Here is a 12,232-nt window from a genome sequence, read left to right as displayed (position 1 = left end):
GCCGGAATACTTATCATGATATTATTAAATAAAAAACAAACAGGTAAATTCATAGCCATCCTACTGCTGGTTATAGGTAGTATGCAGGCAAAGGCGCAGCAGTTTTTTAGCTACAGCCAGTACATGAATAACCTTACGCCGCTTAACTCGGCTTATTCACTGCTCGATAAAAATGCGTCGCTTAGCGCATTACTACGCCGCCAGTGGGTTGGGGTTGAAGGCTCGCCGTCTACCTTTATATTTAACGGCAACCTGCCTATCGAATCCATTAACGGCGCAGCCGGTTTAATGGTGCTTAACGACCAGTTTTTTGTGGAGCACCTTACCGAGATCAACGGCTTTTTTGCTAAAGGCATTCAACTGGGTCAAAAGCAGTTCCTGGGCGTATCGCTGAATTTAGGCATTCGCAGATATGTAGCCAACTACTCGTCATTAGATCCTAACGACCCGGTTTTTCGTAACGATGTGCGCGAGAACAAGCCCAACGTGGGTTTTGGTGTGATGATCTATTCGCCCGATCAGTATTATTTCGGCGTATCGGTACCTGAATTGAGCATCCGCGACTTAGGTAATGCCTCTGTACAAACGGCCGACTTTTTCCGCAACCATTACAATTTTGCAGGAGCTTACCTTTTTGGTAAAGAAGATGACGACGTGCGTGCCAAACCCGCATTCTTAGCTACCTACACCAAGGGCGTTCCGTTTGTGGCCGATATGTCCATGTCGGTTTACGTAAAAAACACCGTTGGTTTAGGCTTGAATTATCGTACCAATAATGAGATGGCGGGCATTATTTCTATCAATTCTGATTTACTGAAACTGGGTTACAGTTACCAGTTTGGTTCATCATCAAACAATGTGGGCGGCAGGTTAGGTAACGCCACGCATGAAATTACATTGACCTATCGCTTTGGAAGTGATTTGTTAAGGCGAAGCGTATTGTAAATCATGAGGCAAGCTTATAAAGGGCGGCAAAATTTGCCGCCCTTTTTTGTTTTCGCTAAAAATCAATCTTAACACTACATTTGAGGCGTTAATTGCTTTTTAAAATGAAACCAACCATACTAATTATTGATGATGAAAAGAAACTGAGCAGCTTACTATCGCGCATCATCGAATTGGAGGGTTTCAGGGTATTACAGGCGGCAACTGGTAAAGAGGGTATCAAACTTCTTGCCCAGGAAGACGTTTTGGTGGTATTGAGCGATGTTAAACTACCCGATGTTAACGGCGTTGAACTGGTGAAAACCATTAAAGAAAAAAAGCCTTACATAGAAGTGATTAACCTAACAGCCTACGGCACCATTGCCGATGGGGTAAAGGCCATCCAAAACGGGGCATTCAACTACATTACTAAAGGCGACGATAATGAAAAGATAATACCCTTGCTTTACCAGGCGGTAGAAAAAGCCGAGATACAACTGCGCGCTTTTGAGCAAAGCCAAAAAGTGCATGGTAAACAAACCCTGGCCGGCATTATAGGCAATTCCAAACCTATAACCGAAGCCATTACCCTTGCCCGCAAAGTTGCGGCCACCGATACCACCGTTTTACTACTGGGCGAAACCGGTACCGGTAAGGAGGTTTTTGCATCGGCCATACATTATGAAAGTCAGCGCAGGCAGATGCCTTTTGTGGCTATCAACTGCAGCAGCTTTACCGCCGAATTGCTGGAAAGCGAACTCTTTGGCTACAAAGCAGGGGCATTTACCGGGGCACTGAAAGACAAAAAAGGTCTTTTGGAAGAAGCCCGGCACGGCACTGTATTTTTAGATGAAATTGGCGAAGTAAACCTCGAATTGCAAGCCAAGCTGTTACGCTTCCTCGAAAACAAAACCTTTATAAAGGTGGGCGACACGCAAACCACCAAAGTAAACGTACGCATACTGGCCGCCACCAATCGCGATTTACAAGCAGAAGCCGAGGCCGGTCGTTTCCGGTTAGATTTGTTTTACCGCTTATCGGTATTCACCATCAGCCTACCCTCTTTGGATGAACGGCGCGGTGATATTGAATTGCTGGCTAAACATTACCTCAAAGAATTTGCAGGCGGTTTGGGCAAAGCGCCGTTTAAGCTGAGTGAAGAATTTTCGCAAGCGCTTAACCGCCACCACTGGAAAGGCAATATCCGTGAACTCAAAAACCTGATGGAGCGCGTGGTTATCCTGGCCGATGGCGATACCCTTACCCCTGACCTGCTCCCTCCCGGTTTTAACCAGGAAACGGTATCACCCGATTCGCTTGATTTGGAAACCGTAGAACGCCGCCACATACAAAAAGTACTGACCCACACCAACGGCAACAAAACTGAAACCGCCCGTTTATTGGGTATTGGATTAACTACGTTGTATAGGAAGTTAGATGAGTATAGGATTACTTAGTGAGTTTTCGACTTGGGGCTACGTTAGTTTATGCGTTTTTAACTCTGGCTTGTGCTAATAACTTTCTGCAGTCTGCTCTTGGCCGCAGAGGCCCATTACTTTTTGTCTTGATACAAAAAGTAACAAAAAACTAAGCGTAGCGACCTCATGAACACCAAAAGAAACAAACAATGGTGAATAAATCAAGCCATCGCAATCCCTACCACTGCACAGGCCATAATCCCGGCCGGGTGCGCTGGCAGGCCGACGCTTCTTTTAACAGTAGCTGTAAGAGTTGCTACGCAACGGCAACTGCAGGCCAAGCCTGCGTTGCTCCTCCAACCCAAAGCACTGTCCTAACGTAACCTTTCTTTCGCGGCATCAGGAATGTTGCGGCAACCACAGACCCGAGTAAAAGCACAAACCTAAGTAGCAACAGGACGTAGCCGCAGCCTTTTCTTTTTGGTACTTTTTCTTTTAGCAAAAGAAAAAGTACATCCACAGGCGTGGGTAAAACCACTTTACCTGTGCTAACAGGGCACTGCAATAAGTTAAAGCACAACACAAAAACTTATAGCTCGAACAAGATTTCTCTCTATCGTTCGAAATGACAGTGAGGGTTATTATTCTCCAATGATGCTTCGACACCCCATCCTCTACCCTCTCTGTCTCGCAATGACGATTATCTTGATTCTTGACTCTATCCCCCCTCCCTTTCCAAAATGAAAAACCAACCCTACCAAAATGAAAGGGTTTCCTATCCACCCAAAAACACAAAACCCCCAAATAAAATCACAATATCTTAATAATCACCAACTTAACAGCTAAACAAAATCACTGGCACCAACCTTGGCTATAGGGAATAAAACAAAGTAATATGCTTGCTATACTTCTTCTTACGGTTTTGCTGGTTTTATGCTGGCTCATCTTTAAATCAATCGACTGGTTCGAAAAAATCTGAACACTATGTTAGCCTTATTTATCATTTCCCTGGCAGTTTTTGCATACATGGTGTATGTACTGCTTAAACCCGAAAAATTTTAACCTTCTCAAACAATGAATACTGAACTTTTAGGCATCATTGCATCCTTTGTTATTACCGTGGCTATTGCCATTCCGCTGGGTAAGTACCTGGCCAAAATGTTTGCCGGCGAACGGGTATGGACGGATTTTATGAAGCCGTTTGAACGCTTCCTTTTTAAACTGTCGGGTATTAACCCTAACGAACCCATGAACTGGAAACAGTTTTTAAAGGCTTTAATGACCATTAACATATTGTGGCTGGTTTACGGTTTTGCCGTTTTAATGTGGCAGGATAAGCTTCCGCTTAACCCCGATGCCAACCCAGGCATGACCGCCGACCTGGCCTTTAACACCATAATCAGCTTTGTGGTAAACTGCGATTTGCAGCACTACTCGGGCGAAAGCGGCGTAAGCTACCTTACCCAACATTTTATTATTATGTTTTTGATGTTTACCAGCGCAGCTACCGGTATTGCGGCGGCGGTTGGTTTGTTTAAGGCATTTCGCGATAAAACCACCACTAACATTGGTAACTTTTGGGAGTTTTTTGTAAAAGCTATTACCCGTTTATTGTTACCATTATCAGTTGTAGTAGCCTTAATATTAACCTTTAACGGTACCCCATCGAGCTATGCCGGTAAAGACCAATTTATATCGATGCAGGGTGATACGGTAAATGTATCGCGCGGACCGGCGGCACAAATGATTGCCATCAAGCACCTCGGCACCAACGGTGGCGGCTGGTTTGGCGCTAACTCGGCCCACCCGCTCGAAAACCCCAGCTATCTTACCAACATGACCGAGATAATCTCTCAAATGATTATCCCAATGGCAATGATTGTTGCTTTCGGTTATTTCATCCGCAGGAGGAAATTGGGATGGGTAATATTCAGCATCATGACCATTGGTATGTTCATGCTCATGATACCCACCATAAGCAGCGAACTGGGCGGCAACCCTGCCATTGCCAAAATGGGCATACAGCAAACCACCGGGGCAATGGAAGGCAAAGAAGTACGTATTGGCCCAATGGCTACCGGCTACTGGAGTACGCTAACCACCATTGTATCAACCGGATCGGTTAATGGCATGCACGACAGCACCATGCCGCTCACAGGCGCATGGCAATTGCTGGGCATGATGATTAACGGCTTTTTTGGCGGATGCGGTGTGGGTATACTAAACTACTTCATTTACCTCATTATTGCCGTATTTATATCGGGACTGATGGTTGGTCGTACACCGGAGTTTTTGGGCCACAAGGTTGAAGCGCGCGAGGTAAAGATAGCTGCTATCATAACGTTGTTAAGTCCGCTGTTGATTATGGCTGGCACAGCCTTATCTGCCTATGTGTTTACATCTCACGGCAATGCCGATTGGGCTGTTAAACCCGCCAACTGGTTAAACAACCCCGGTTTCCATGGCTTTAGCGAAATGCTGTACGAAAACACTTCCGCCAATGCCAACAACGGTTCGGGTTTCGAAGGACTGGGCGATAACAATATTTTCTGGAACGTGGTTACAGGTGTAATACTCATCCTTGGTCGTTTCCTGCCAATTTTTGGTCCGTTAGCAATTGCAGGCTTACTGGCACAAAAGAAATACGTGCCCGAAAGCGCCGGCACCCTGCGTACCGATACGTTCACTTTTGGTTTCATGACCCTGGCCGTTATCCTGGTACTCAATGCCCTGTCTTATTTCCCTGCACTGGCGCTTGGCCCTATTGCAGAGTACTTTTCCATGATTAAATAATTGATTCATATATAGTGATGAAAAATCAATCTAATAAATTATTCGAACCGGCTTTGGTGCAGTCTGCACTAAAAGAGTCGTTCATCAAGCTAAACCCTAAGGTAATGCTCCGCAACCCGGTAATGTTTACCGTGGAGGTTGGCACTGCCGTAATGCTTTATGTTACCGTTTACAGCTTTATGTACAGCGGCCAGGGCACCTGGGGTTACAACTTTATCATTTTCCTTATCCTGTTGCTTACCCTGTTATTTGCCAACTTTGCCGAGGCCATTGCAGAAGCACGCGGTAAGGCACAGGCCGATAGCTTACGCAAAACCCGCGAAGAAACACCCGCCAATGTGCTACTCGATGATGGCACCGTTGTATCCCGCTCGTCGAACGAGTTGCGCAAAGGCGACGTGTTTGTTTGCGAGTCGGGTGACACCATACCAACCGATGGTGAAATTATTGAAGGTTTGGCCACTATCGACGAATCGGCCATCACAGGCGAATCGGCCCCGGTAATACGCGAGGCTGGCGGTGATAAGTCGTCGGTAACGGGCGGTACCAAAGTACTGTCTGACCGTATTAAAGTTATGGTGACCACTGAGCCGGGCGAAAGTTTTTTGGACAAGATGATAGCCCTGGTTGAAGGAGCATCGCGCCAAAAAACCCCTAACGAAATTGCCCTTACCATTTTGCTGGCCAGCTTTACCATCGTATTCATCATCGTATGCGTAACGCTAAAACCCTTTGCCGATTATGCCAACACGCCCATCACCATTGCCGCACTCATTTCGCTGTTTGTATGTTTAATACCTACTACCATCGGCGGCTTACTATCGGCCATTGGTATAGCCGGAATGGACAGGGCATTACGCGCCAACGTAATTACCAAAAGCGGTAAAGCCGTAGAAACAGCAGGCGATATTGATGTGCTTTTATTAGATAAAACCGGCACCATAACTATTGGTAACCGTAAAGCCACCCAGTTTTGGCCTGCGCCGGGCATATCGCCCGAAGAGTTGGTAAAAGCCTGTGTACTTGCTTCTCTGGCCGACGAAACCCCTGAAGGCAAATCGATTATCGAACTGGCACAACACGGCAACAACCGGGTTCCGTTAAATGCGCCACAGGGTTCTACTTTTATAAAATTTACTGCCGAAACCCGTTCGAGCGGTATTGATACGCCCGATGGATTGCGTATACGTAAAGGGGCTTATGACTCGATGCGTAAACTGGCTTTAAACGCAGGCCATACCATGCAGGCTGCGGTTAAGGAGCGTGTGGAAGCCATTTCATCAAACGGTGGCACCCCATTGGTGGTAACCCAAAACGAAGAAATTTTGGGCACTGTGGAGTTACAGGATATTATTAAACCCGGCATTGCCGAACGCTTTGAGCGTCTGCGCAAAATGGGCGTAAAAACCGTAATGGTAACCGGCGATAACCCGCTTACCGCCAAATACATTGCCGAAAAAGCCGGTGTGGATGATTTTATTGCCGAGGCCAAGCCCGAGGATAAAATGAACTACATTAAGCAGGAACAAGCCGCCGGTAAACTGGTAGCCATGATGGGCGACGGTACCAACGATGCCCCCGCCCTTGCCCAGGCCGATGTTGGTGTGGCCATGAACAGCGGCACCCAAGCCGCCAAAGAAGCCGGTAACATGGTTGACTTAGACAACGACCCTACCAAACTTATTGAAATTGTAGAGATAGGCAAGCAGTTACTAATTACCCGCGGTACGCTAACCACCTTTAGTATTGCTAATGATGTGGCCAAGTATTTTGCCATTGTTCCTGCGCTGTTTATAGCTTCGATACCTGCTTTGCAAAGCCTGAATATTATGGGCCTGCACAGTCCTGAAAGTGCTATACTATCGGCCGTAATATTTAACGCCATTATTATTCCGTTGTTGATTCCGCTGGCATTAAAAGGGGTTGAATACAAACCCATAGGCGCCAGCGCGCTGTTACGTCGCAACTTGCTTATTTATGGCTTGGGCGGTGTAATTGCACCGTTCATCGGCATTAAGCTGATTGACTTGGTGGTGGGGATGATGGTGTAACCCCTCCCCGGCCCTCTCCGCCTAAGGCGGAAGGGAGTTTATAAATTATATTTAATAACATTAAAATTTAAGCTCTTCAAAGCCCTCTCCCCGGGGAGGGTTGGGAGGGGTTAACAAACAAAATCATGAAACCCTATATAATCCAGTCTTTAAGACTAACCGCAGTACTTACCGTACTATTGTGTATCATATATCCTGTACTTATTTCCTTTGCCGGCAAACTATCAAAGGGCCACGGCGATGGAGAGACCGTAACCATAAATGGCAAGGTAGTAGGCTATTCTCTACTTGGTCAAAAGTTCGACAAGCCTCAATACTTCTGGAGCCGTCCATCAGCCGTGGGTTATAATGCCGCCGGTTCGGCAGGCTCTAACAAAGGCCCAACCAATGCCGATTATTTGAAAGAGGTAAGCAACCGTGTAGATACGCTGTTGAAATACAACCCCGGCATCAAAAAAACCGATATCCCGGCCGATCTGGTAACCGCATCGGGCAGTGGTTTAGACCCTGATATTTCGCCCGAAGCAGCACGTCTGCAGGTTAAACGCGTAGCCGTTAACCGTGGTTTAAATGAGCAGCAGGTAGAATTACTTGTTGAAAAACAGATTAAAAAACCATTACTGGGTTTGTTTGGTCCGTCTACTGTAAATGTGTTGCAATTGAACATTGCATTGGATGAATTGAAAAAATAATCTTCTATTTTTAACCTGAAAAATCTATTACAAAAAGGATGAAGCCGTTACTGTTTACCACCGTTGCCTAAAGTAACGTTCGGTACTGCTTCATCCTTTAGTAAAAGATATGACCACTACATACCCTACAATAATTTTAAACATGAAAACACTCTTACTCACCTCTTGCCTGCTTGCAGGTGGCCTGTTTGCCCACGCACAAGACACTACCAAAACCACCGACCCCGGACTTACATTTTTCGGTTCGGTTGATACGTATTACAAAATGGATTTCGCCGGTAAAAAAAATACGAATATAGCCACCAGCTTTGCCAACGAGGCTAACTCGGTATCTATTGGTATGGTTGACCTGGGCGTTAAAAAGAAATACAACAAAGCCCTATTTGTAGGCGAACTGTCGTTCGGTCCTCGCGGCCAGGCACAATCAATTCCTAATGCCGATGGGGTAAATGACGAGCAAACCAACAGTTTCCATATTCAAAACCTGTACGTAGGATATGATTTAACTGATAAACTGAATGTTACGGCAGGTTATATGAGCACCTTTGTAGGTTATGAGGTGATATCGCCGGTTGGCAACTTCAACTACTCTACTTCTTACTTATTTACCAACGGTCCTTTTCAAAATGCGGGTTTAAAGTTTACTTATACATTTAATGATAAAGTAAGCCTTATGGCCGGTGTTTTTAACGATTACTGGAATATTTACAAATCAAACCGGGATGTATCAACCTTTGGTGGTCAGTTAATGATTAGTCCGGTTAAAGGCTGGACGGCTTACCTGAACGTTTTGAGCGGAAAGTTTTCGGGCACCGAGCTTGATCTAACCACCGCATATCAAATTACCGACAAGTTTAAACTGGGCTTAAACGCAGCCGATTTTTCACTGCCCGATAGCGATGGTGGCTTTAGCGGGGCAGCCTTATACCCACAGTATGCTATATCAGGTGCCATAACCCTGGGTTTACGTGCCGAGTATTTCAAAAATAAATCAAAAACAGATAACTCGATATTCTACTCGCGCCTTGGTGCTGGTAATGATGTAAAGGCATTTACCTTAACAGCTAATGTTAAGGCAGGCGGCTTAACGTTTATACCCGAGGTACGTTTAGACAATGCCAAAAACAACACGTTTGTTAAAAGCAATGGCGACGTAACCAAACGCGCAGGGCAATTTGCTTTGGCAGCAGTTTACGCATTTTAGGTTTGTATGCAGAGATAATCCGGGTGTTCAAAGTGTTCAACATGTTTAATTGAACACCATGTTAAACACCCGGATTAAATCACGACTTATTGCGGAATATCGCGGTTTTTAACCGTAAAAAAAAGAATAGTACGATGCCGGAAAATGAACATAAAGACAATTCGGTCAGAGATTTCATCGAACTGGTGAAAAAATCGCGTCGGGGCAAGCTCAAGATCTATATTGGCATGAGCGCCGGCGTAGGCAAAAGCTATCGTATGCTGCAAGAGGCCCATGCCCTGCTGCGCAACGGCATCGACATTCAAATAGGGTATATAGAAACCCATAACCGTACCGAAACCCATGCCCTGCTCAATGGATTGCCCTTTATACAGCGCCGCAAAGCTTTTTATAAAGGTAAAGAACTGGAGGAGATGGATCTGCAAGGTATCCTTAACCGGCATCCCGAGGTAGTAATTGTTGACGAGTTAGCTCACTCCAACATTGAGGGCAGCAAAAACAACAAACGCTGGCAGGATGTGCTGGATATAATGGAAGCAGGCATCAGCGTAATTACAGCGGTGAACATACAGCACCTCGAAAGCCTGAACGAAGAGGTTGAGGAAATTACAGGCGTAACCATTACCGAACGCATACCCGACAAAGTATTGCAACTGGCCGATGAGATCGTAAATATTGACCTTACCGCCGATGAGTTGATCGACCGCCTGCGCGACGGTAAAATATACGAGCAAAGCAAAGTTGAGCGTGCCCTGCAAAACTTTTTCAGGAGTGATAAAATATTGCAGCTAAGAGAAATAGCTTTGAAGGAAGTAGCCCATCACCTCGAGCGTAAAATTGATGTAGAAATACCTAAACAAATTAAGCTCAGGCCCGAAAAATTCCTGGCCTGTATATCGTCAAACGCCGAAACGGCTAAAATTGTGATACGTAAAACTGCACGGCTGGCCTCCTATTACCGCTCGCCCTGGATCGTATTGTACGTGCAAAGCAGCAGCGAGAGCCTGGACCGTATAAAGCTGGACAAGCAGCGGCACCTGATCAACAATTTTAAACTTGCCACCGAACTTGGGGCGGAAGTAATTAAGCTTAAAAGCGACCACATTACTCAAACCATTATGAAAATGACAGAAGAACGTGATATTACGACCATTTGCATAGGTAAGCCACATTTGAGTTTATTCCAGGTTATTTTGAGGACTACTGTTTTTAACGAGCTGCTAAAAATGATAGCTGCTACCGAAACCGATTTAGTGATACTGTCATGAAAATAAAAACCAAACTCCGCCTGGGCTTCGGCTTCCTGTTTATAATTGTGATGTTTTTTGGCATCATATCTTTGTACTACATTCAGCAAATATCAAACAGCGCTAAGGTTATACTGAAAGATAACTATGAAACCCTGAGTTACACCCGCGAAATGCGCACCCTGCTTGATGAAAATGCATTGCCCCTATTGCCGGCCGTTACGGCAGAATTTAACAGGCAACTTATTAATGAAGAGCATAACATTACCGAAAAAGGCGAGCATGAAGCGGTTAAAGCATTGCGTAAGGCTTTTGAAAGATTGAAAGCATCACCATCTGCCAATCCCCAATCTGAACGTGAAACGCGTGCACACCTGCGCCACATTGAGTTATTAAATATGCAGGCCATTGTACGTAAAAACGATGCTGCCCGCAAATCAGTTAATGATGCCGGGCTTATACTGGGTTTTGCAGGCACGTTTACCTTTTTGCTCTTATTTAGTTTCAGCGTAAACTTTCCGGGTTTTATTGCCAATCCGCTAAGGGCATTGCTGGAAGGTATACGCGAGATTGGACAAAAAAACTACAGCAAGCGGCTTCATTTTGAGGAAAATGATGAATTTGCCGAGGTAGCTAAAGCCTTTAACGACATGGCATCGCGCCTTAATGAATGGGAGAACAGCAACCTGGCCACCGTACTATCTGAAAAACGCCGCATTGAGACCATTATTGAGCAAATGCAGGATGCCATTGTAGGTATAAACGAGAAGGAAGAAATTCTGTTTATGAATGATGCTGCACGCAAGGTTCTTAACATAAATGAACCCGGCATTATTGGCCAAAACAGCCGCAATATGATTCAGAATAACGACCTGTTTAAATCGATACTGAGTAATGAAACCGCACTAAAAACGCTCAAAATTGTGCTCGATGGCAAAGAATCACATTTTCAGCTGCAAAGCCGCGATATTGTGGTACCCAACCTGGATAAACAGGGCGACGCTGTTAAAATAGCCACCAAAGAGGCCGGCAAGGTTTATGTGCTGCGTAACATAACCGAATTTAAGGAGCGCGACGAGGCTAAAACCAATTTTATTGCCACCATATCGCATGAACTCAAAACGCCTATATCATCCATAAAAATGAGCCTTAAACTGTTGAATGATAACAGGGTGGGTAGCATGAATACCGAACAGCAGCAGTTGGTAAGCCATATTGAAGAAGACAGTGCCCGCCTGCTCAAAATAACCAGCGAACTCTTAGAACTGTCGCAAGTAGAAACCGGGAACATCCAACTCAATTATATGCCGGTTAGTCCCGTGCAAATTGTTGATTATGCTATCAGTTCAGTTAAATTTCAGGCAGAGCAAAAAGGCGTACAATTAGATATTGTTAAAGATGATAAATTGCCACAAGTGCAGGCTGATGTAGAAAAGACCGCTTGGGTACTGGTTAATTTCCTCTCTAATGCTTTAAGGTACAGTTCGGAGAAATCCAAGATCGTTATTCAGCTTACGGCCAATCACAGGCTGGTAGAGTTTTCGGTACGCGACTTTGGCAAAGGCATTGATGAGCAATACCAGAAACGCCTGTTCGACCGGTATTTCCAGGTACCAACCGATGGGCAAAACAAAGCAGGCTCCGGTTTAGGATTGGCCATCTCTAAAGACTTTATTGAAGCACAACAAGGCAAAATATGGGTAAAAAGCGCTATTGGCGAGGGTAGCACCTTTGGTTTCAGCCTGCCGACATTGAGCGTTTAATAAAAGCTTACAGTAAATAACAAAGCCCTTCAGGAAAATCTGAAGGGCTTTGTTATTATTACTACAACTGGGTTAAACCAAGGCCTGTACTTAAATTATCTATGTGAAAGTTAAATTAACGCCATACATCAATAATTTTG

At 45.1% G+C, this 12,232-nt stretch carries 9 protein-coding genes; all 9 read left to right on the top strand.

What is annotated here, in order from left to right; genetic code table 11:
• The first annotated feature begins 15 nt into the window (after positions 1-15).
• Positions 16-945: a PorP/SprF family type IX secretion system membrane protein gene (locus QE417_RS19085; protein ID WP_311952419.1), complete on the top strand. Its 930-nt coding sequence runs from the start codon at positions 16-18 to the stop codon at positions 943-945.
• 104 nt (positions 946-1,049) lie between these two features.
• The gene (locus tag QE417_RS19080) at positions 1,050-2,381 is read left to right on the top strand and encodes a sigma-54-dependent transcriptional regulator (RefSeq protein ID WP_311952416.1); all 1,332 of its coding nucleotides are present in this window, start codon (positions 1,050-1,052) and stop codon (positions 2,379-2,381) included.
• Between the two features lie 945 nt (positions 2,382-3,326).
• Positions 3,327-3,404, top strand: a complete 78-nt coding sequence (locus QE417_RS23695) for a potassium-transporting ATPase subunit F (RefSeq protein ID WP_188418949.1) — start codon at positions 3,327-3,329, stop codon at positions 3,402-3,404.
• A 12-nt stretch (positions 3,405-3,416) separates the two neighbouring features.
• The gene (gene kdpA / locus QE417_RS19075) at positions 3,417-5,135 is read left to right on the top strand and encodes a potassium-transporting ATPase subunit KdpA (protein ID WP_311952413.1); all 1,719 of its coding nucleotides are present in this window, start codon (positions 3,417-3,419) and stop codon (positions 5,133-5,135) included.
• Between the two features lie 17 nt (positions 5,136-5,152).
• Positions 5,153-7,186, top strand: a complete 2,034-nt coding sequence (kdpB, locus tag QE417_RS19070) for a potassium-transporting ATPase subunit KdpB (protein ID WP_311952410.1) — start codon at positions 5,153-5,155, stop codon at positions 7,184-7,186.
• Positions 7,187-7,311: 125 nt separating this feature from the next.
• A complete protein-coding gene (locus QE417_RS19065) occupies positions 7,312-7,878 on the top strand; it encodes a K(+)-transporting ATPase subunit C (RefSeq protein ID WP_311952407.1) in 567 nt (188 codons plus the stop codon).
• A 142-nt stretch (positions 7,879-8,020) separates the two neighbouring features.
• A complete protein-coding gene (locus QE417_RS19060; RefSeq protein ID WP_311952406.1) occupies positions 8,021-9,082 on the top strand; it encodes a porin in 1,062 nt (353 codons plus the stop codon).
• A 134-nt stretch (positions 9,083-9,216) separates the two neighbouring features.
• Positions 9,217-10,350, top strand: coding sequence for a sensor protein KdpD (locus tag QE417_RS19055; RefSeq protein ID WP_311952404.1), 1,134 nt, complete (start codon positions 9,217-9,219; stop codon positions 10,348-10,350).
• Positions 10,347-12,092, top strand: a complete 1,746-nt coding sequence (locus QE417_RS19050; RefSeq protein WP_311952401.1) for a HAMP domain-containing sensor histidine kinase — start codon at positions 10,347-10,349, stop codon at positions 12,090-12,092. The genes QE417_RS19055 and QE417_RS19050 overlap by 4 nt, the downstream gene beginning before the upstream one ends.
• Positions 12,093-12,232 lie beyond the last annotated feature (140 nt).

The sequence above is a fragment of the Mucilaginibacter terrae genome (assembly GCF_031951985.1).
Lineage (GTDB): Bacteria > Bacteroidota > Bacteroidia > Sphingobacteriales > Sphingobacteriaceae > Mucilaginibacter > Mucilaginibacter terrae_A.
The sequence above is the reverse complement of the archived record's forward strand: the minus strand, read 5'-3'. Positions and strand labels throughout refer to the sequence as shown.

Coding starts and splice junctions, on each gene's coding strand:
- QE417_RS19055 (WP_311952404.1), top strand. CDS start 9,217: ATGCCGGAAAATGAACATAAAGACAATTCGGTCAGAGATTTCATCGAA.
- QE417_RS19065 (WP_311952407.1), top strand. CDS start 7,312: ATGAAACCCTATATAATCCAGTCTTTAAGACTAACCGCAGTACTTACC.
- QE417_RS19085 (WP_311952419.1), top strand. CDS start 16: ATGATATTATTAAATAAAAAACAAACAGGTAAATTCATAGCCATCCTA.
- QE417_RS23695 (WP_188418949.1), top strand. CDS start 3,327: ATGTTAGCCTTATTTATCATTTCCCTGGCAGTTTTTGCATACATGGTG.
- kdpA (WP_311952413.1), top strand. CDS start 3,417: ATGAATACTGAACTTTTAGGCATCATTGCATCCTTTGTTATTACCGTG.
- kdpB (WP_311952410.1), top strand. CDS start 5,153: ATGAAAAATCAATCTAATAAATTATTCGAACCGGCTTTGGTGCAGTCT.
- QE417_RS19080 (WP_311952416.1), top strand. CDS start 1,050: ATGAAACCAACCATACTAATTATTGATGATGAAAAGAAACTGAGCAGC.
- QE417_RS19050 (WP_311952401.1), top strand. CDS start 10,347: ATGAAAATAAAAACCAAACTCCGCCTGGGCTTCGGCTTCCTGTTTATA.
- QE417_RS19060 (WP_311952406.1), top strand. CDS start 8,021: ATGAAAACACTCTTACTCACCTCTTGCCTGCTTGCAGGTGGCCTGTTT.